This window comes from Tardiphaga sp. (genome assembly GCF_028290495.1).
Classification (GTDB): domain Bacteria; phylum Pseudomonadota; class Alphaproteobacteria; order Rhizobiales; family Xanthobacteraceae; genus Tardiphaga.
Genome location: NZ_JAQGJT010000059.1, coordinates 15,464 through 35,549, shown reverse-complemented (window position 1 = coordinate 35,549; position 20,086 = coordinate 15,464). Strand labels below are relative to the sequence as shown.

Here is a 20,086-nt window from a genome sequence, read left to right as displayed (position 1 = left end):
GCTCGCTTAGCTCGCTCTCAGTTTCGCGATCTTGCGCAAGGCGTCGTCGATGCGCGACTGCCAGCCCGGACCCTTGGCCTTGAAGTGCGCGACCACATCGGGGCTGAGCCGGATCGACACGGCAACCTTGGTCGGCGCTTTTTACGGGCCGCGTCTCGCTTTGAACTCGGTAGGCGATCTTGCTTTGGCAAAATCCTGCTCGGTCCACTCCGGGTGGTCGTCTTCGAACACCGGCTGTTTCAATTTACGGGACATGACATCTCATCTCCCTTTCGCGCGCGCGCCCAAGGTTGATCGCTTGGCATCACCCGGCGATGATGTCGCGAACGGTGAGATCGACCCAGCGCCAGCGAGATCTGATGCTTCTCCAGATGGATCGCTTCCTTGGCCGGACCAAAATCCCGCATTTATCGTATATACGATTTGATGGGTCGTTGGCCAAGCCACGCAGAGGGCCATGAGGCGTTAGCGGCAAGACAGTTCCAAAACCCTCGGCTATAACGCCTGCACAAAACCGGAGGAAACCGATGATCTACGAAATGCGCGTCTATCGCTGTCTGCCCGGCCGCCTGCCGGCATTGTTGAATCGTTTCCAGAACGTCACGCTGAAACTGTGGGACAAGCATGGCATCAAGCAGGCTGGCTTCTTCACCACGCTGATCGGCGAATCCAACCAGGAACTGACTTACTTTCTGGCTTGGGAATCGATGGCCGAGCGAGAGACGAAGTGGAATGCGTTCCAGTCCGATCCGGACTGGATTTCGGCACGCGCCAAGACCGAGGAGAGCGGCCAGATCGTCGGCAACATCGTCAGCCAGTTGCTGGCGCCAACCGCCTTCTCGGCGCTGAAGTAACCAGCCATCGCCGGATGGGGTGAGCCCGCGCCCTCCATCCGGCAGCCGTCGCCATCGACAAAGGAAGACCTCTTGAACGCCATCACCTCAGCCGCCGCGGTCGTTTCCGCTGGCTCCGTGCAATTCGGCAATGCGCTGCCGCTGTCGATCATCGCGGGGCCGTGCCAGCTGGAAAGCAGGGCGCATGCGCTGGAAGTGGCGAGTGCGCTGAAGGAGATCGCGACGCGGCTTAATATCGGCCTCGTTTACAAGACCTCATTCGACAAGGCCAACCGCACTAGCGCGTCGGCCGCGCGCGGTATCGGCCTCGATCAGGCGCTGCCCATCTTTGCCGAGATCCGCGAGACCTTTGGCCTGCCGGTGCTGACCGACGTCCACGAGATCGAGCAGTGCGCCCGCGCGGCGGAAGCAGTGGACGTGCTGCAGATTCCGGCATTCCTGTGCCGGCAGACCGACCTGCTGCTGGCGGCGGCCGCTACTGGAAAGGTCGTCAACGTCAAGAAGGGCCAATTCCTGGCGCCGTGGGACATGACCAATGTCGTGTCGAAGCTCACGAGCGGCGGCAACGACCAGGTGCTGGTCACCGAGCGCGGCGCCTCGTTCGGCTACAACACGCTGGTGTCCGACATGCGCGCCTTGCCGATTTTGGCGCGCACCACCGGCGCGCCAGTCATTTTCGACGCCACCCATTCGGTGCAGCAGCCCGGCGGCAAGGGCACGTCGTCCGGCGGCGAGCGCGAATTCGTTCCGGTGTTGGCGCGTGCTGCGGTCGCGGTCGGCGTCGCCGGCGTGTTTATCGAGACCCATCCCGATCCCGACCATGCACCGTCCGACGGCCCCAACATGGTGCCGCTGCGCGATTTCGAGGCGCTGATCCGCAACCTGATGGCGTTCGACGCGCTCGCCAAAGAGACGACCAAGGCGACGACCAAAGCCCGGCCGGTTTGATGTGACCGAGACCAGTAGCGAAGCCGGCGGGCGACTGCCGCCGGTTCTCAACATCATCGCGCTGGCGTCCTTCGCCGCCGCCCTGTCGATGCGGGCGCTCGATCCGGTGTTACCGCACGTCGCCGACGAACTGGCGGTGACCATCGCTATCGCCGCCGGTCTGTCGTCGGCGCTGGCTTTCACCTTTGCCATCACGCAGCCGGCGCTCGGCGCCGCCGCCGACATGTTCGGCAAGGCGCGGCTGATGGTGGCCTGCCTGGTGCTGCTCGGCGTCGCCAATATCCTTGGCGCCATGACGACTTCCTATCCGATGCTGCTGGTCACCCGCGTGCTCGCCGGCATCGGCACCGGTGGGGTATTCCCGGTGACGCTCAGCCTGACCGCCGATCTCGTCGGCCCGCTCAAGCGGCAGGTGGCGATCAGCCGCGTGCTGGCGGGCTCGATGACCGGCAATCTGCTCGGCGCCACCGTGTCCGGCCTGATTGGCGATATGTTCGGCTGGCGCGGCGTGCTGGCGGTGTTGGGCACGCTGGCGATCCTGGCTTCGGCGGCCGTGTCGATCGGCTTCAAGAAGGCCACGCTGCCGAAGCCGCCGGGCAAGGTCGATCTCGCGGTGCTGCGCAGCGGCTATCGCAGCATCTTCCGCCACCCCAATACGCGCTTCGTCTACGGCGCGGTGTTCATCGAGGGCTGCTGCATTCTCGGGCTGTTTCCGTTTGTCGCTTCGTTTCTGTTCGACCTCGGCGTTACCAGCCTGTCGATCGCCGGGCTGGTGCTGGCATGCTTCGCCGTCGGCGGATTGTTTTACACGGCCTCGGTCCCGCAAATGCTGCCGCGGCTCGGTGTTAACGGCATGATGATCTCGGGTGGCATCGTTATCGCGATCCAGCTCGTGGTCGTCGCTTTCGGCCCGCCCTGGCAGGTCCAGGCGGTCAGCCTGCTGTTCATGGGCTGGGGCTTCTACATGATCCACGGCTCGTTGCAGGTGTTTTCCAGCGAACTATCCGAGGAAGCCCGCGCCAGCGCGATGTCGCTGCACGCGTGCTGCTTCTTCATCGGACAGACCGTCGGACCGATCGCCTACGGCTTCGGTATCCTGCACCTCGGCAAACTGCCGACGCTGCTAACCAGCGCGGCGATCATCTTCGCTCTGGGCTTTGCCTGCGCGAGATGGCTGAAGCCGATCCGGTCGGTGACGGCGGCAGCCTAGCGGGCGGAGGGCTGCCCCGATCCGTTCCGCTGCGGGCAGGTCGGTTACGCCTCGCCGAGCAGGCCGTCGCTTTGCGACTGCAGCTTCAATGCGCCGGTCCGCAGCAGGCGAACGAAATCCTGCGCGCCCGGCGACAGCGAACGGTCGTCGCGATGCGCCACCTCGATCTGGCGCGTCACCGGCGGGTCGGCGAGCGGGCGCGCGACCAGCGATGACGTGGCGAGCACGTTGATGGCGTAGAGCGGAAGCACGGTGATGCCGAAGCCGGCCTCGACCATGGCCATGATCGTCGTCAACTGGTCGAGTTCGAACGCCGGTTCGGCGTCCAGTCCTGCCGCGGCATAACCGCGTTCGAGTTGCTCGCGAATGCCGTTGCCGCGACGCAGCGCCACGAGGGGAACGCCGGCAAGGTCGCTCCAGCGTGGCCTCGCGTTGCCTGCGAGCGGGTGATCGGAACGGCAGAGCAGGGCAAACAGATAGCTGACCAGCGGAATGCGCGCGATGCCGTCCTCGTTGTGGCGAAAGGTGCCGACGGCGAGATCGATCTCGCCGTCGCGCAGCAACTGGTAGATCACCGACACCGAGCGATCGATCACCGTCACCGACACGCCGGGCGACGACCTCGCAAACTCGGCGATCACTTGTGGTAGAAGTCCCGCGGCGAGCAGCGGCGGCGCGCCGACGGTGATGCGGCCGCGACGGCGCGTTGCCACGTCGCGCGCGCGGCCGACGGCGCCTTCCATATCGGCGATCAAGCGGCTGGCGTCGTGCAGGAATTCGGTTGCTGCCTCGGTCAGCTCGACGCGGCGCGTCGAACGGTCGAACAGCCGAAAGCCGAGCTCGGTTTCCAGTTCGCGAACAAGCCCGGAGACCATCGGTTGCGCCATGCGCAGCCGTTCGGCGGCCCGCGTGAAGTTGCGGGTTTCGGCGACGGCCAGGAGCGCGCTCAACTGTCGGAAGGTCACGCTCATGTGGGTCCGTCATTCATATGAATTTCATATTACTTTATTAATCGAAGCTGAATTGTCAAATAAATACTCCCGTCCTATCGTGCCGCCAGCGCCGATCAAAAAAGGCGCACTGGGAGGATAAATGACAAGCTCGACCGTTGAGGACCATCTCGCCACACCCGCCTATCAGGAGCGTGCTTCCGCCGGCTGGCTCGTGGTGTTCGGCTCGACGCTGGCGCTGATTGTGGGCAACGGCCCGATCATCCTGTTCACGTTCGGCGTCCTGCTGCAGCCGATCAGCGCCGAGTTCGGCTGGCCGCGCGGGTCGCTGGCCACGGCGGTGGTGGTCTCGCATATCACCGGCGCGGTGATGATGCCGTTCGTCGGCATGCTGGTGGACCGGTTCGGCGTCAAGCGGATCGCGCTGCCGGCGATCGCACTTTTCGCGGCGACCACGGCCTATGCTGGTCTGCTCGGCAACAATCTCACGGCGTTCATTGTGCTGTACGGCTTTCTGGGACTGTTTGGCGCCGGCCACTCGACGCTGATCTATGCCCGCGCCGTCTCCACCTGGTTCGATGCGCGGCGCGGCCTGGCGCTTGGCATCACGCTGGCCGGCATCGGCATCGGTGCCGCAACGGTGCCGAAGTACACCCATTATTTCGTGGCGAACTATGGCTGGCGCGAGGCCTACTTTGCCCTTGGCGCATTGCTGTTCGTGGTCGGCTTCACCGCGGTGGCGCTGTTCGTCAGGGACCGGCCGGTGCGCGACAGGGCGGCGGAAGCCGTCCTCACCGACGGCCTGACGCTGCGCGAGGCGATCAGTGGCTACCGGTTCTGGTTTGCGTCCGTCGCCATGATGCTGGCAGCCGCCGCGATCAACGGCACCATCGCGCACATCGTGCCGGTGCTGTCGGATCGCGGCATCTCGGCAGGCGTCGCCACCACCGCGGTCGCTGCATCGGGATTGTCGCTGATCATCGGGCGCATGCTGTCGGGCTTCGCGCTGGATCGCTACCAGGGTCCCCTGGTGGCGTCGTTCTTCTTCCTCATCCCGCTGGTCGGTATGGGCATTCTCGGGTTCGGCGCGATCGGACCGATGGCCATCGTGGCGGCGGTGCTGCTCGGGCTGGGGATCGGCGCCGAGGGCGACATCATGGCCTATCTGACCGGACGCTACTTCGGCATGAAGCATTACGGCCTGATCTATGGATGCGTGCTGGCCTTCTTCACGCTCGGTTCGGGGCTCGGCCCCTGGCTGATGGCCCATGCCTACGACCTCTATCACACCTACGCCGCCGGCCTGATCGGTCTTGGCGTCGCGCTGATGGTCGCGGTGGTGCTTGTCGCCTCGCTTGGCGCCTACCGCTATCCGCCGCGCACCCGCTGATCGACACCTTGCTGCTCACCGACTGACGAGAACCCTATGAACCAGATTGCCAAATCCAGACCGCTTCGCGCCGCCGTCGTCGGCGGCGGCATCGGCGGTCTCGCCGCCGCGAACTCGCTGCGTTTCCGCGGCATCGACGTCACGGTGTTCGAACAGGCCGAACGGCTAGGCGAAGTCGGCGCCGGCGTGTTCGTCTATCCGAACAGCCTGCGGCAACTGGAGCGAATGGGGTTTCGCGACGCCCTTGCAAATGTCGGCGCCAGGGTGGGGCCGGGGTCGCAATACTACCGCATGGACGGCACCGTCGTCGGGTCGATCCTCACCACCGACTCCAGCGGCTGGAACGGCATGTACGGCATGCACCGCGCGGACCTGCTGAATGCGCTCGCGGCGGCGCTGCCGCCCGACGCGATCCGCACCGGGCATCGCTGCACCGGCTTCGCGCAGCGCGACGATGCGGCGCGGCTGAGCTTCGCCAATGGCGAGGTGTTCGAAGCCGACGTCGTCATCGCGGCGGACGGCATTCACTCCACCTTGCAGAAGCATGTGGTCGATCCGCAGCCGCCGGAATATTCGGGGTCACGCGCCTATCGCGGCCTGATCTCCCGCGACAAGCTTCCGCAGTGGCGTGACGAGGCGCATCAGGTGTGGATGGGCGACGGCAAGCACTTCATGGTGTTTCCGGTGCGCGGTGGGCAGTTGCTCAATTATGTCGGCTTCGTGCCGACCAAGAGCGAAACCGTCGAATCGTGGTCGGCGGCCGGGGACCGCGATGAACTCGCGGCCTCGTTCGCCGGCTGGGATCCCCGCGTGACCGAACTGCTCGGCAAGGTGGAGAGCTGCTTCTGGTGGGGATTGTACGATCGCAAGCCGCTGCCGACATGGACCAGCGGACGCCTCGTGCTGCTCGGCGACGCGGCGCATCCGATGTTGCCGCATCTCGGCCAGGGCGCCAACCAGGCGATGGAGGACGGCGTGGCGCTGGCCAGGTTCCTCGAGGGCCGCGGCTCCGGCGACGTGGTTCGTCTGCTGCAGCAATACGAAGCGTTCCGCCGCGTCCGCACCGACATGATCCAGGCCGAAGCGCGGCAGAACGGACTGCGCTACGATTCGAAATATGCCAGTCTCGAGCAGCGCGATCGCGAGATCGCCAGTTCGGCGGCATTCCGCAAATCGCTTTACGATTACGATGTCGATAACGCGGTGGTCGCGGGCCTGCGCGAGAACCAGGTACCGGCCGCCTGAAGCGGCTTCGCCGGACGGGTTTCGCGAACAGCTCCACTGTCCTGTATGAGAGTCGGCCGGCATGGGCCGGCGCCGCGCGAGTCGCAGGACGGAGGAAGCCTTGGATATCCGTTTTGACTGGCTCGACGACGAGACGCGCATCGATGACGCGGCACGGATGTTCGCCGCCGAGGTCGGCCCGTCCTACATCTCGCATTCGGAATTGCAGTCGGGGCGGGCCCTGTCGCCGTCGGAATGGGCGCCTGATCTCGCAGTCGTGCTGCGCGAGGAAATCGCCGGGCTGGTGCCGCGCGACAGGAATTCCGGCGCACGCGTTGCCTGCGGCTTTCTTGGCTCAGACATCGTCGCCGTTGCGATCGTGAGCTGGGAGCTCACGGCGCGAATTCCGTTCGTGGTGCTGGAGGACATTGTCGTCGACAGCAAATTGCGTGGTAGGCAGGTCGGACAGAACTTTCTCGACTGGATTTTCGGGCAGGCCAGGGCGCACGGCGTCAAACGGTGCTTCCTCGAGAGCGGCAAGGACAATCACGACGCGCATCATTTCTTCGCACGCAACGGCTTTGCACAGGTCTCGATCGTGATGATGAGCGATTTGGCCTGACGAAGCGGCGGCAGCCTCGTCCCCGCCCGCGAGAGTGCATGCGCTGAATCCGGTCCGGAACAATCGTGCGCAGGACGGGTTTCGCGAAGATGCTCAACCCATCCTGCAAAAGGGCTAACCCCGGCCCCGGTAGGGCGCGACGCCCTGTTCCGGAACCCACATGCCCTTGGGCAGGCGGCCGGTCTGCCAGAACACGTCGATCGGGATGCCGCCGCGCGGGTACCAGTAGCCGCCAATGCGCAGCCATTTCGGCTTGATCTCGGCGGCGATGCGTTTGCCGATCGAGACGGTGCAATCCTCGTGGAAGGCGCCGTGGTTGCGGAACGAGGCGACGTAAAGCTTCAGCGACTTCGATTCAAGCAGCCACTGGCCGGGCACGTAATCGATCATCAGATGCGCGAAGTCCGGCTGGCCGGTCATCGGGCACAGCGACGTGAATTCTGGCGCCGTGAAGCGCACCAGATAATTGGTGTCGGCCTGCGGATTCGGTACCCGGTCGATCTGGGCGGTCTCGGGCGAGGTCGGCCATTCCACGGCGCGGCCGAGCTGCAGGTCCGGGGGCAGGGGCGCGGATTTAGGTGATTTGCGGGGCGTTTTCGACATTGAGGTCTCCGTTGCGGTGGTTCTTACCCAATCTCCGGGCCCTCGTCACCTCGCGCGGGGTTTTCCCGCCGGGGGCCATGCTGTAGAAGCTGCGGCAGCCAACCCACTCAACACCAAGAGGGCTCTCATGACTGCCATCGTCGACATCATCGGCCGCGAAATCCTCGACAGCCGCGGCAATCCCACGGTCGAAGTCGACGTTATCCTGGAAGATGGCTCAATGGGCCGCGCCGCGGTGCCGTCCGGCGCTTCCACCGGCGCCCATGAGGCAGTCGAGCTGCGCGATGGCGACAAGGCCCGCTATCTCGGCAAGGGTGTGCTGAAGGCGGTCGAGGCCGTCAACGGCGAGATCTTTGATGCGATCGGCGGCATGGATGCCGAGCAGCAGATCCAGATCGACGAGATCATGATTGGTCTCGACGGCACCGCCAACAAGAGCCGGCTCGGCGCCAACGCCATCCTCGGCGTCTCGCTGGCGCTCGCCAAGGCCGCCGCAGATTCCTTCGACATGCCGCTGTACCGCTATGTTGGCGGCACCTCGGCGCGCACCCTGCCGGTGCCGATGATGAACATCATCAACGGCGGCATGCATGCCGACAATCCGATCGACTTCCAGGAATTCATGATCATGCCGGTCGGCGCGTCATCGTTTTCCGAGGCGCTGCGCTGTGGCGCGGAGATCTTCCACACACTCAAGGGCGAACTGAAAAAGGCCGGCCACAATACCAATGTCGGCGACGAGGGCGGCTTCGCCCCGAACATCGGCTCGGCCGAGGCCGCGCTTGATTTCGTGATGGCTGCGATCAACAAGGCCGGCTATTCCGCCGGCAAGGACGTCATGCTGGCGATGGACTGCGCTGCCACCGAGTTCTTCAAGGACGGCGCCTATGTTTATGGCGGCGAGAACAAGACCCGCAGCATCTCCGAGCAGGCCAGGTATCTAGCGTCGCTCGTGTCGGCCTATCCGATCGTCTCGATCGAGGACGGCATGTCGGAAGACGACATGGACGGCTGGAAGCAGCTCACCGATCTGATCGGCAGCAAGTGCCAGCTGGTTGGCGACGATCTGTTCGTCACCAACGTCACGCGGCTGGCCGACGGCATCAAGAACGGTCGCGCCAATTCGATCCTGATCAAGGTCAACCAGATCGGCACGCTGACCGAGACGCTGTCCGCGGTCGAGATGGCTTACAAGGCCGGCTACACTGCGGTGATGTCGCATCGCTCCGGCGAGACCGAGGATTCGACGATTGCCGATCTCGCGGTGGCGACGAATTGCGGGCAGATCAAGACCGGTTCGCTGGCGCGTGCCGATCGCACCGCCAAGTACAACCAGCTGCTGCGCATCGAGCAGGAGCTGGGCACGCAGGCGAAATACGCCGGCAAAGCGGCGCTGAAGGCGCTGGCGTAAAACGGCTGTCGTTCCGGGCGCGAGCAGCGATAGCTGCGAGCGAACCCGGAACATCGAGATGGCATGAACAACTCTGGATTCCGGGTCTATGCTTCAACGGCTTCGCCGCCTGAAGCACATCCCGGAACGACAGCGTTGCAAAAGTTACTCGTAATGATCGAGATTGTTATTGCGCGGGCACGGCCGATATTTGCTGCGCGGCATTCTTCTTCGCCGGCCCGCGGCGAGCGTTGCCGCCTGTTACAGCCAGCACGCGCGCGATAGCCTGGCGCTGCAGACCGTCATCCTTGTCGATCGAGAAATGGTTGGTGGTGGCGTTTTCGTTGACGTTGGCGAGTTTGCCCTTGAACTGCTTGTCGGCGGTAACCGCGGCGCCCCAGCCGGCCGGCACATAGTAGTTCACGACCTGCTTCACGTTCGGTGGCACGGGGTCGGGGCTCACCGGATCGAAGTTGACGATCAGCGCCACCGGTACGCCGCCCTGCTGCAGCCTGCGCGCGATCGAGATCGTGGCATCGGCGCCGGCCGAGTGACCCATCAGGATGATCGGCTCGCGATTGCCCGAACGGTAGTTTGTGATCATGTCGTCGGCCAGTCCGCGCCAAGACGTATGATTGGCCACCGTGGTGGCAATTCCGGTATCCTGCAACTTATAGGCGATCTGATCCATGCCGAGCGAAAACACGTTGAAGATGCCGCGCATCAGGTAAACGTGCCCCGCTCGACGCGCGGGAGCGGCATTGGCGTCATGGCTGCCGGCAACCGAAGCCAGCAGCGTGAACAGCATCAACAATGCGCCGGAAATGGAACTTTGGAACAAGCTGGTACGGGAACGGGCAGGTAGCATGACGAACTCTCATTTGAAAAAGTCGCCGACATGTTCAGACATCATGCAGGGCCGTCAATCATCGCGGTACTGCAATCTGCGCTTTGTGATAATCCGGCGCTATTAAACCTTCGCATGTGACTCGCGTGCGACAGCCACGCGGTATCGCGGTTTTGACCGAGGCCGGTTTGTTATGGCCTTGGAATTTGCTAAACAGGGCGAGTTAATCTCGGCGCTTGCGGTAACTGGGAATTTGCGCGCTATGGTCGGTCGTCGACATGTCTTCCACATCGGCGGTTACGATCCGATTGTGCCTGAGACTCAACTGGCGCGGTTGCGGCGGTCGCTGTCGAGCTTTGCCAAGACTTGGGGCGTTTCCGCGCAGGCGCCGGGCGTGCCCGAATCGACCGAGGTGAGTTCGTCGTGGTCGGCGCACAGTTCCGGCCCGAACTGGTCGACCGAGACGCGCTACGAGATGCTGCGCTGGGACGACCTGATCCTCGCGGACCATTTGCGGCACCCGGTGTCACGGCTGGCGGCGTCGATGATGACGTTGATCGACTGGATCATCACCGGCACGCTGTTTCGCTTCATCAAGTCGAGCTGGAAATATGCCGGCTTTTTCCTGTTTCCCTATTTGTGGGTGACGGGCTTTGCGCTTGTTGGCGCCGGCCTCGGCTTCGGTGTGACGCGGCTGGCCGGCCTGCACGGGGCAGGGGCGTGGATTGCTGGTGCGGTGATCACGCTGGCGGTATTCGCGGGCATGCTGCGCTGGCTCGGCTGGAAGAAGCCGATCAACCATGTGTTCGACGACTGGATCTTTTCGCGACAGTACGTCTATGGCCAGCGGCCGCTGATGGATGCGCGCGTCGATGAGTTCGCCAAGGTGCTGGTCGCCCGCGCCCGCGCCAACGATGCCGAGGAGATCGTGATCGTCGGCCATTGCCTCGGTGCAGCGCTGGTGATGGAAACGGTCTCGCGCGCGCTGAAACTCGATCCCGACCTGGCGCGGCACGGCCCGACGATCTGCGTGCTCACGGTCGGCGCGACGATTCCGAAATTCGCGCTGCATCCGGCCGGCGCCCGCGTCCGCACGGCGACGCAGGACGTTGCGGCGGCCAGCGACATCCGCTGGGCGGAGTACCACGCCCGTGACGACGCGATCAGCTTCTACCGCTTCGACCCCGTCACGCTGAAGCGCGTCGGCCATGAGCGCGGCAACGGACGCCCGAACATCCGTCGCGTGCAGATGCATACGATGATGAGTCCGGCATCGTTCAAGCGGCACCGTTTCAATTTCATGCGGATGCACTACCAGATGGTGATGGGCAACGATCAGCGCTCGCAATACGACTACTGCATGGTGATCTGCGGCCCGCTGCCGTTCGACGAAATCACCGCGCCGGACGGCGGCGTCGGCCGCTTCGGGGCGGACGGTGCGCTGCTGTTCGATCACGTGCCGCTCGCGCCCGGCGTAGAGAAAGTGGCGGCCGGGGCACCCGTCCATGCCGCCTGAAGGCCTGAACGGAAACACATGACTGCTTCACATCTCGGAATTTATATTTGGGCCATCGGCGTCGTCGCCTGGTTCGTGATCCGCTTTCCCTATGCGCGGAAAGCTCGCCGCACCGCGACGGTGCGCGTTCACGGCTGGAGCCGCGAGCGCATCCTGCTGACGGTGGCGGCGATCGGGCTGGTCGTGCTGCCGGCGGTGTGGCTCGCCACCGGCTGGCCGGGCGCGCTGGACTATGATCTGAACTATGCAGCGGTGGTGATCGGTGCGGTGGTCTACCTGGCGTCGCTGTGGCTGTTTCGACGCTCGCACAAGGATCTGGGACGGCAGTGGTCGGCGAGCCTCGAAATCCGCGAAAGCCATCAGATCGTACGCGGCGGCGTCTATCGCCGGATACGGCATCCGATGTATGCCTCGTTCTGGCTGTGGGCGCTGGCGCAGGCGTTCCTGCTGCCGAACGCCTTTGCCGCGTTGAGCGGGCTGGTGGCGATCGCGATCCTGTTCTTCACCCGGATCGATTTCGAGGAACGCATGCTCACCGAGGCTTTCGGCGAGGATTATCGTACCTATATGCGAGAGACAAAACGTATCATCCCGGGCATTTACTAGCGCCGGTCAGAAAAGATTAAGGGGAGACTTCCATGGGCGTCGAAGGCACCACCGGACTGCAGCTGCGTTCATTGATCACCTCGGCCGGCGAACTCGAATTGTCGCTGCTGCCGGTAACGCTGCCGGAGCCCGGTCCCGACGAGGTCGTGGTGCGCGTCGAAGCCTCGCCGATCAATCCCTCCGACCTCGGCCTGCTGCTCGGGGCCGCCGATCCCGCCACCGCCAAAGCTTCCGGCACCGCTGCCGCCCCGGTGGTGAAGGCGACCGTGCCGGCCACCGCGATGAAGGCAATGGGCGGCCGGCTCGATGAATCGATGCCGGTCGGCAATGAAGGCGCTGGCGTCGTTGTCAAAGCGGGCGCTTCGCCCGAGGCGCAGGCGCTGCTGGGCAAGATGGTGGCCATGATCGGCGGCGCGATGTACGCGCAGTATCGCACCATGAAGGTCGCCGCCTGCCTGCCGCTGCCGGACGGCACCACGGCGGCCGAAGGCGCATCCTGCTTCGTCAATCCGCTGACATCGCTCGGCATGGTCGAGACCATGCGCCGCGAGGGCCACACCGCGCTGATCCATACCGCGGCGGCCTCGAATCTCGGTCAGATGCTCAACAAGATCTGCCTCAAGGACGGCATCGATCTCGTCAACATCGTGCGCAGCGAGGAACAGGTCGCGCTGCTGCGCGACCTCGGCGCCAAATATATCTGCAATTCGGCGTCGCCGACCTTCATGGACGATCTCGTCGCGGCATTGGTCGCCACCGGCGCGACGCTGGCCTTCGACGCCACCGGTGGCGGCAAGCTGCAGGGCCAGATCCTGACCGCAATGGAGGTGATGGCCGTCAAGGCGATGAAGGAATACAGCCGCTACGGTTCGACCACCCACAAGCAAGTCTATGTCTACGGCCGTCTGGAGTCGAAGCCGATCGAGTTCTCGCCGACCTTCGGCATGGCCTGGGGCATGGGCGGCTGGCTGCTGTTTCCGTTCCTGCAGAAGATCGGCCAGGTTGACGCGGCGCGGCTACGCGCGCGCGTCGCCAGCGAGCTGAAGACCACCTTCGCCAGCCACTACAGCAAGGTGATCTCGCTGCAGGAAGTGCTGCAGATCGACAACCTGCACGCCTATGCCAAGCGAGCCACCGGCGCCAAGTTCCTGATCAATCCGAACAAGGCGGGATGACCTCCGCTACTCCTCCTATTTCTTCGATCGTGTCGGATGGCTCCAGCGTGCTGCTGCGCCATCCGCCGTTCATGTTCTATGTGGCGTCGCGCAGCTTCTCGCGGTTCTCCTCGCAGATCGCCGCGGTCGCGGTGGGCTGGCAGATCTATGACCTGACCGGCAGCGCGTTTCAGCTCGGCATGGTCGGGCTGGTCCAGTTCCTGCCGATGCTGCTGCTGGTTTTTGCCGGCGGCCACGCCGCGGATCGCTATGATCGCCGCCGGGTCGTGCAGATTTGCCAGATCGCGCAGGGGCTGGCCGCGGCCTATCTGGCTTGGGGCAGCTTCGCCGGCTGGATCACCGTGCCGGAAATCTTCGCCGCCGTTGCCGTGTTCGGCGCGGCGACCGCGTTCGAGAGCCCGGCCGGTGCGGCGCTGCTGCCCGGCGTGGCGCCCGAAGGCACCATGCAGAAGGCCACGGCGCTGACCACCGGCATCTATCAACTGGCGACGATCGGCGGCCCGGCTCTGGGTGGTGTCGCTTTCGCACTGTCGCCCGGCGTGCCCTATGCGCTGATGGCCGGTTTCTGGGTGATCGGCGGATTGCTCAACGGTGCGATCCTCTTGGAGCGCCAGATCATCACGAAGGAGCCGCCGAGCTTCGGCGCTCTGTTTGCCGGCGTCGGCTTCGTGCGCCGCAATCCGGCGATCTTCGGCACCATCTCGCTCGATCTGTTCGCGGTGCTGCTCGGCGGCGCCACCGCGCTGCTGCCGATCTACGCCCGCGATATCCTGCAGACTGGCCCGTGGGGCCTTGGCCTCCTGCGCGCCGCACCCGCTGTCGGCGCGCTGCTGATGACGGTCGTGCTGGCGCGCACCTCGATCAAGCGCCGGGTCGGCATGCGGATGTTCCAAGCGGTCATCGTCTTCGGCCTCGCGACATCCGTGTTCGCGGTGTCGGAGCTTGTGTGGCTGTCGCTGATCGCGCTCGCGGTGATGGGCGCGGCCGATACGATCAGCGTGGTGATCCGAGTGTCGCTGGTGCAGTTGTCCACTCCGGACGAGATGCGTGGTCGGGTCGGCGCGGTGAACTACCTGTTCATCAACGCCTCCAACCAGCTAGGCCAGTTCGAAAGCGGCCTGACCGCGGCTTTGTTCGGCACCATGCCCGCGGCGCTGCTGGGCGGTCTCGGGACGGTCGCGGTGGCGCTGCTCTGGATGAAGCTGTTTCCGACGCTGCGCAATCTGGAGCGGCTGGAGTAGGGCGCTCTATCCTCGCACTGGAAGAAGTTTTGGTCGGTTGTTATCCAGGCCGCGGGGTTTCGCGCTTTTCGCCCCAGCGCCGATTGGCGGTGCATCCATGCACTTGCATCGTGTTGCGGGATGCGGGACAGCTGGCGGCGTCTATCCCGCGCGTTGCGCCTCCACCGAAGGAATTTTCATGACCACCTATTCTGTTGCCGTCATCGTCGGCAGCCTGCGCAAGCAGTCGTTCTCGCTCCGCATCGCCAAGGCGCTCAGCACGCTGGCGCCGGCTTCGTTGAAGCTGAACATCGTGACGCTGGAAGGTATCTCGTTCTTCAACCAGGACCTCGAAGCCACGCCGCCGGCCGACTGGCTGAAACTGCGCGAGACCATCCAGGCGTCCGACGCGGTGCTGTTCGTGACCCCGGAATATAACCGTGCGATTTCGGGCGTACTGAAGAACGCCATCGACGTGGCGTCGCGGCCCTATGGCAAGAGCTCGTTCCTCGGCAAGCCGGCCGGAATCATCTCCAGCTCGCCGGGCCCGCTCGGCGGCGTCGCGGCCGCGATGGGCCTGAAGCAGATCCTGCCGGGCATCAGCGGTCCGATCATGCAGCAGCCGGAAATTTACCTGAACGGCATAGGCGACGCGTTCGACGAGAACGGCGCGATCATCAAGGAATCGATCCGTCCGGTGCTGCAGGCTTACATCGACGCCTTCGCCGCCTGGGTCGAAAAGCAGAAGAAATAGGCTTTTCAGCCATCGCTTCGGCCCGGTTGTTAGGCTCGCCTTAACCGGGTCGTCGCATGTTCTGGGATGGTCAAGCACACCCGCCTGAAATCCCTGCTCACCGGGCTCGCGCTCTATGCGCTGGCGGCGATGATGATCGGCTATTTCGGCGTCAATGCCTATACCGGCAAATACGGCCTCACGGCTCGACAGGAACTCGACCAGGAAATCGTCGCACTGACCTCGGAGCTGGTGCGGCTGAAGCAGGAGCGCGCCGAAGGCGAGCAGCGCGTCTCGGCGCTGCGCTCCAGCGGCCTCGATCCCGACATGCTCGACGAGCGCGCTCGTTTCCAGCTCGATTACGCCCACCCGCGCGATCTCGTCAAAGTCATCAAGCAGCAGAACTGAGACGCCGCTTTCGTCAGCGAATGGACCGCCGCGTCGTATAGGCGAGGAGCCTTTGCGACAAAGTAATCCAGACTCGCCGGTCGATCGGGCTAGCCTTGCTCCGCACGCGGCGAAGTTGTCGCAGCTGCATTTCCGCAAATTTCAAAACGCCTTCCATTCGCTTTCGAAAGTTGCGCTTGTTGCAGTGCGATATCAATTTGTAGGGCTTGAACATGGCAGCTGTCGCTTTCCGTGGGGCGCAATCCCTTTCAAGCCGTTTGGAGTTGGAGTAGAGAGGGCCATTCACTCTCGCATCGGAATTCTTATGGCCGCACCGAAGAAAAGCGCTCCCGCAGGGCAGGCAACGGGCAATGGCGTAACCCAGCCGTCGCTGCCCGATCTCAACCGCGAGCAGGAGCTGCGCGCGTTGCGCGACATGCTGCTGATCCGGCGCTTCGAGGAAAAGGCGGGCCAGCTTTACGGCATGGGTGCGATCGGCGGTTTCTGCCATCTCTACATCGGCCAGGAAGCCATTGTCGTCGGCATGCAGATGGCGCTGAAGGAAGGTGATCAGGTGATCACCGGCTATCGCGACCACGGCCATATGCTTGCTTGCGGCATGGATGCCAATGGCGTCATGGCCGAGCTGACCGGACGCCGCGGAGGCTACTCCAAGGGCAAGGGTGGCTCCATGCACATGTTCAGCAAGGACAAGAATTTCTACGGCGGCCACGGCATCGTCGGCGCCCAGGTGTCGCTCGGCACGGGCCTCGCCTTCGCCAACCGCTACCGCGGTAACGACCTCGTCAGCCTCGCTTACTTCGGCGATGGCGCGTCGAACCAGGGCCAGGTCTACGAAAGCTTCAACATGGCGGAGCTGTGGAAGCTTCCCGTGATCTACATCATCGAGAACAACCGCTATGCGATGGGCACCTCGGTGACGCGCTCCTCGGCGCAGACCGACTTCTCCAAGCGCGGCATCTCCTTCAACATTCCCGGCGAGCAGGTCGACGGCATGGACGTCCGCGCCGTCAAGGCAGCCGGCGACAAGGCTGTGGCATGGTGCCGCGCCGGCAAGGGGCCGTACATTCTGGAGATGCAGACCTATCGCTACCGCGGCCATTCGATGTCGGATCCCGCCAAGTATCGCACCCGCGAAGAGGTCGACAAAGTCCGCCACGATCAGGATCCGATCGAGCAGGTCCGCAACCGCCTGCTGGCTGCCGGCGTGAGCGAACAGGACCTCAAGGCGATCGATGCCGAGGTGCGCGACATCGTCAATGCATCCGCGGAATTCGCGCAGCAGGATCCCGAGCCTGACGCGTCCGAGCTTTACACCGATGTCTATCGCTAAGCGCGCAGCTTAAAGTCGACCTGGAGTTACTATGGCCATTCAAGTGCTGATGCCCGCGCTGTCCCCGACCATGGAGAAGGGCAACCTCTCCAAGTGGCTGAAGAAGGAAGGCGATGTCATCAAGTCCGGCGACGTGATCGCCGAGATCGAGACCGATAAAGCCACGATGGAAGTCGAAGCGACCGACGAGGGCACCCTCGGCAAGATCCTGGTCGCTGAAGGCACCAACGACGTTGCGGTGAACACGCCGATCGCCACCATTCTGGCCGATGGCGAGGATGCCTCCGCTGAGCCGACGCCGGCCAGGCACGAGAAGGCCGCGGAATCTTCAGCCCCCGTTGCTGAAGCCAAGTCTGTCGACACCGCGCCTGTCGCGCCGGTGAAAGCCGTCGAGCTCGACCCGGAAATTCCGGAGGGCACCGAGATGGTGACCATGACCATCCGCGAAGCCTTGCGCGACGCGATGGCCGAAGAAATGCGCCGCGATGAAGACGTCTTCATCATGGGTGAGGAAGTCGCGGAATATCAGGGCGCCTACAAGGTGACCCAGGGCCTGCTGCAGGAATTCGGCGCGCGCCGCGTCATCGACACCCCGATCACCGAGCACGGCTTTGCCGGTGTCGGCGTCGGTGCGGCGATGTCCGGGCTGAAGCCGATCGTCGAGTTCATGACCTTCAATTTCGCCATGCAGGCGATCGACCAGATCATCAACTCTGCCGCCAAGACGTTGTACATGTCGGGCGGCCAGATGACCTGTCAGATCGTGTTCCGCGGCCCGAACGGCGCTGCCGCCCGCGTCGGCGCGCAGCACAGCCAGGACTATTCGGCCTGGTACTCGCAGATCCCTGGCCTCAAGGTCGTCGCGCCGCATTCCGCCGCGGACTACAAGGGCCTGCTTAAGGCCGCGATCCGCGATCCCAATCCGGTCATCTTCCTCGAGAACGAAATGCTCTACGGGCACACCGGCGAAGTGCCGAAGCTCGACGACTACATCGTGCCGATCGGCAAGGCCAAGGTCGCCCGCACCGGCAAGGACGTCACGCTGGTGTCGTGGTCGAACGGCATGAACTACGCGCTGAAGGCTGCCGAGGAACTGGCGAAAGAGGGCATCGAGGCTGAGGTCATCGACCTGCGCACGTTGCGTCCGCTGGACACCGAGACCATCATCGCCTCGGTCAAGAAGACCGGCCGCGCGGTCACGGTGGAAGAAGGCTGGCAGCAGTCCGGCGTCGGCGCCGAAGTCGCCGCCCGCATCATGGAGCAGGCGTTCGACTATCTCGACGCGCCGGTCGGCCGGGTGTCCGGCAAGGACGTGCCGATGCCTTACGCCGCCAATCTCGAAAAGCTGGCGCTGCCTTCGGTGGCCGACGTGGTCGCGGCCGCCAAAGCCGTTTGCTATCGGTGATCTGATGGCCGGGCCGAAGGAACAGCCACTGCCGCCGGATGTGATGGGTCGCGACGACGCCACCGAGGTGCTGCGCGCCTTCGTGCTCGACGGCGGGTTGTCGATCGCGTTCACCCGCGCGTTCGAGGAGCCCGATATGTGGGGCATGCTGCTAGTCGACATCGCCCGCCATGCCGCGCGCGCTTATGCGCGCGATAGCGAATATTCCGAAGACGAGGCGCTGAACCGCATCGTCGAAATGTTTGAAGCCGAAATCGCGCGCCCGACCGACGTGGGCAACACCACGCCGCGGTCGCAACAAGGTCACTGACAATGCCAATCAACATTCTGATGCCCGCGCTGTCGCCTACGATGGAAAAAGGCAACCTTGCCAAGTGGCTCAAGAAAGAGGGCGACAAGGTCAAGTCCGGCGACGTGATCGCCGAGATCGAGACTGACAAGGCGACGATGGAAGTCGAGGCCGTCGATGAGGGCACGATCGCCAAAATCCTGGTGCCGGAAGGCACCCAGGACGTTGCGGTCAACGCCATCATCGCGGTGCTTGCCGGCGACGGCGAGGATGTGAAGGCGGCAGGGGCAGCGGCTGATAAGCCGAAGCCGGCTGCTGCTGAAGCGCCCAGGGAAGTTACCAAGGAAGCGCCGAAGGCTGCTGCAGCGCCGGCCGCAACTGCCGCGAAGACGCCAGCACCCGTTGCAGCGCCGGCCCCCGCCGCGCCTGCCAGCAATGGTGCCCGTGTATTCGCATCGCCGTTGGCCAAGCGTCTCGCCAAGGACGCCGGCATCGAGATCGGCCGCATCAACGGCTCCGGCCCGCATGGCCGCGTCATCGCCAAGGATGTCGAAACGGCGAAGTCCGGCGTCGGCCTGAAGGCGCTTGCGGCATCGCCATCCGCACCAGCCGGGCCCAGCGATCAGCAGATCCGCGCGCTCTACAAGGAAGCTGACTACGAGGTCATCCCGCATGACGGCATGCGCAAAACCATCGCGCAGCGCCTCACCACATCAGCGCGCGACATTCCGCACTTCTTCCTCACGGTGGATTGCAACATCGACAAGCTTCTCGTCGCGCGTGAAGAGATCAACGCATCGGCGCCGAAGAACAAGGAAGGCAAGCCTGCCTACAAGCTCTCGGTCAACGACTTCGTCATCAAGGCGCTGGCTGTCGCGCTTCAGCGCGTGCCAGATGCCAACGTGACCTGGACCGATGGTGCGATGCTGAAGCACAAGGTGTCGGATGTCAGTGTCGCAGTCTCGGTCCCGAGCGGGCTCATCACGCCGGTTATTCGCAACGCGCACATCAAGACGGTGTCCGCGATTTCGGCAGAGATGAAAGACCTCGCGGCGCGCGCGCGCGCCCGCAAGCTGAAGCCCGAAGAATATCAGGGCGGCACGTCATCGGTGTCGAACCTCGGTATGTATGGCATCAAGGACTTCACCGCGGTGATCAATCCGCCGCAGTCGACCATCCTCGCGGTCGGTGCCGGCGAACAGCGCGCCGTCGTGAAGAACGGCAAGATCGAGATCGCCAATGTCATGAGCGTGACGATGTCCTGCGACCATCGCGCCGTTGACGGTGCGCTCGGCGCAGAGCTTGTCAGCGCATTCCGTATGCTGATTGAAAATCCGGTCATGATGGTGGTGTGATGCGCTCC

Annotated in this window: 20 protein-coding genes and 1 pseudogene; 17 read left to right on the top strand and 4 right to left on the bottom strand. The window is 64.1% G+C overall.

Translation table 11 applies throughout. From position 1 onward, the window contains the following. Positions 1 to 6 precede the first annotated feature (6 nt). Positions 7 to 255, bottom strand: a pseudogene (locus JWQ24_RS11395) (BrnA antitoxin family protein). Positions 256 to 527: 272 nt separating this feature from the next. On the opposite strand from JWQ24_RS11395, the gene JWQ24_RS11390 reads away from it, so the two are divergent. The 3 genes from JWQ24_RS11390 to JWQ24_RS11380 all read left to right on the top strand — a co-directional run bounded on the left by JWQ24_RS11390 (position 528) and on the right by JWQ24_RS11380 (position 3,012). Continuing rightward, positions 528 to 854, top strand: a complete 327-nt coding sequence (locus tag JWQ24_RS11390; RefSeq protein ID WP_299807688.1) for an NIPSNAP family protein — start codon at positions 528 to 530, stop codon at positions 852 to 854. 72 nt (positions 855 to 926) lie between these two features. After that, positions 927 to 1,802 carry a 3-deoxy-8-phosphooctulonate synthase gene (gene kdsA / locus JWQ24_RS11385; RefSeq protein ID WP_299807686.1) on the top strand — a complete coding sequence of 292 codons (876 nt, stop codon included), beginning with the start codon at positions 927 to 929 and terminating at the stop codon, positions 1,800 to 1,802. A gap of 1 nt (position 1,803) precedes the next feature. After that, positions 1,804 to 3,012 carry an MFS transporter gene (locus JWQ24_RS11380; RefSeq protein ID WP_299807684.1) on the top strand — a complete coding sequence of 403 codons (1,209 nt, stop codon included), beginning with the start codon at positions 1,804 to 1,806 and terminating at the stop codon, positions 3,010 to 3,012. Positions 3,013 to 3,056: 44 nt separating this feature from the next. Here the strand turns inward: JWQ24_RS11380 and JWQ24_RS11375 are convergent, their stop codons facing one another. Continuing rightward, entirely contained in the window at positions 3,057 to 3,983 is a 927-nt protein-coding gene (locus JWQ24_RS11375) for a LysR family transcriptional regulator (protein WP_299807682.1), read from the bottom strand. A 121-nt stretch (positions 3,984 to 4,104) separates the two neighbouring features. Between JWQ24_RS11375 and JWQ24_RS11370 the strand changes: the two genes are divergently transcribed. From JWQ24_RS11370 to JWQ24_RS11360, 3 genes are all read left to right on the top strand, one after another. Then, positions 4,105 to 5,352, top strand: coding sequence for an MFS transporter (locus JWQ24_RS11370; protein WP_299807680.1), 1,248 nt, complete (start codon positions 4,105 to 4,107; stop codon positions 5,350 to 5,352). A gap of 36 nt (positions 5,353 to 5,388) precedes the next feature. Then, positions 5,389 to 6,597: an FAD-dependent monooxygenase gene (locus JWQ24_RS11365; protein ID WP_299807678.1), complete on the top strand. Its 1,209-nt coding sequence runs from the start codon at positions 5,389 to 5,391 to the stop codon at positions 6,595 to 6,597. A 100-nt stretch (positions 6,598 to 6,697) separates the two neighbouring features. Beyond that, positions 6,698 to 7,198: a GNAT family N-acetyltransferase gene (locus JWQ24_RS11360; protein ID WP_299807676.1), complete on the top strand. Its 501-nt coding sequence runs from the start codon at positions 6,698 to 6,700 to the stop codon at positions 7,196 to 7,198. Positions 7,199 to 7,312: 114 nt separating this feature from the next. Here JWQ24_RS11360 and queF read toward each other — a convergent pair whose 3' ends face one another. Further along, positions 7,313 to 7,801 carry a preQ(1) synthase gene (queF, locus tag JWQ24_RS11355; protein ID WP_299807674.1) on the bottom strand — a complete coding sequence of 163 codons (489 nt, stop codon included), beginning with the start codon at positions 7,799 to 7,801 and terminating at the stop codon, positions 7,313 to 7,315. Positions 7,802 to 7,928: 127 nt separating this feature from the next. On the opposite strand from queF, the gene eno reads away from it, so the two are divergent. Then, positions 7,929 to 9,212, top strand: a complete 1,284-nt coding sequence (gene eno / locus JWQ24_RS11350) for a phosphopyruvate hydratase (protein ID WP_299807672.1) — start codon at positions 7,929 to 7,931, stop codon at positions 9,210 to 9,212. Positions 9,213 to 9,378: 166 nt separating this feature from the next. Here the strand turns inward: eno and JWQ24_RS11345 are convergent, their stop codons facing one another. Further along, on the bottom strand, positions 9,379 to 10,059 hold the full coding sequence (locus JWQ24_RS11345) for a thioesterase domain-containing protein (RefSeq protein WP_299807671.1): 681 nt from the start codon (positions 10,057 to 10,059) through the stop codon (positions 9,379 to 9,381). Between the two features lie 289 nt (positions 10,060 to 10,348). On the opposite strand from JWQ24_RS11345, the gene JWQ24_RS11340 reads away from it, so the two are divergent. The 10 genes from JWQ24_RS11340 (at position 10,349) to JWQ24_RS11295 (ending at position 20,078) form a co-directional block, all read left to right on the top strand. Further along, a complete protein-coding gene (locus JWQ24_RS11340; RefSeq protein ID WP_299807669.1) occupies positions 10,349 to 11,554 on the top strand; it encodes a hypothetical protein in 1,206 nt (401 codons plus the stop codon). A gap of 18 nt (positions 11,555 to 11,572) precedes the next feature. Beyond that, a complete protein-coding gene (locus JWQ24_RS11335) occupies positions 11,573 to 12,160 on the top strand; it encodes a protein-S-isoprenylcysteine O-methyltransferase (RefSeq protein ID WP_299807666.1) in 588 nt (195 codons plus the stop codon). Positions 12,161 to 12,192: 32 nt separating this feature from the next. Beyond that, entirely contained in the window at positions 12,193 to 13,335 is a 1,143-nt protein-coding gene (locus JWQ24_RS11330; protein ID WP_299807664.1) for a zinc-binding dehydrogenase, read from the top strand. Beyond that, complete coding sequence (locus tag JWQ24_RS11325; RefSeq protein WP_299807662.1) at positions 13,332 to 14,576, top strand: MFS transporter; 1,245 nt, start codon at positions 13,332 to 13,334, stop codon at positions 14,574 to 14,576. Before JWQ24_RS11330 ends, JWQ24_RS11325 begins: the two co-directional genes overlap by 4 nt. Before the next feature lie 178 nt (positions 14,577 to 14,754). Beyond that, complete coding sequence (locus JWQ24_RS11320; protein ID WP_299807660.1) at positions 14,755 to 15,309, top strand: NAD(P)H-dependent oxidoreductase; 555 nt, start codon at positions 14,755 to 14,757, stop codon at positions 15,307 to 15,309. A gap of 66 nt (positions 15,310 to 15,375) precedes the next feature. Beyond that, complete coding sequence (locus JWQ24_RS11315) at positions 15,376 to 15,696, top strand: septum formation initiator family protein (RefSeq protein ID WP_299807658.1); 321 nt, start codon at positions 15,376 to 15,378, stop codon at positions 15,694 to 15,696. 304 nt (positions 15,697 to 16,000) lie between these two features. Beyond that, complete coding sequence (pdhA, locus tag JWQ24_RS11310; RefSeq protein WP_299807656.1) at positions 16,001 to 17,029, top strand: pyruvate dehydrogenase (acetyl-transferring) E1 component subunit alpha; 1,029 nt, start codon at positions 16,001 to 16,003, stop codon at positions 17,027 to 17,029. 31 nt (positions 17,030 to 17,060) lie between these two features. Continuing rightward, the gene (locus tag JWQ24_RS11305; protein WP_299807654.1) at positions 17,061 to 18,434 is read left to right on the top strand and encodes a pyruvate dehydrogenase complex E1 component subunit beta; all 1,374 of its coding nucleotides are present in this window, start codon (positions 17,061 to 17,063) and stop codon (positions 18,432 to 18,434) included. A 4-nt stretch (positions 18,435 to 18,438) separates the two neighbouring features. Further along, positions 18,439 to 18,744, top strand: a complete 306-nt coding sequence (locus tag JWQ24_RS11300; RefSeq protein ID WP_299807652.1) for a DUF5076 domain-containing protein — start codon at positions 18,439 to 18,441, stop codon at positions 18,742 to 18,744. Positions 18,745 to 18,746: 2 nt separating this feature from the next. Then, on the top strand, positions 18,747 to 20,078 hold the full coding sequence (locus tag JWQ24_RS11295; RefSeq protein WP_299807650.1) for a pyruvate dehydrogenase complex dihydrolipoamide acetyltransferase: 1,332 nt from the start codon (positions 18,747 to 18,749) through the stop codon (positions 20,076 to 20,078). The last annotated feature ends 8 nt before the right edge of the window (positions 20,079 to 20,086 follow it).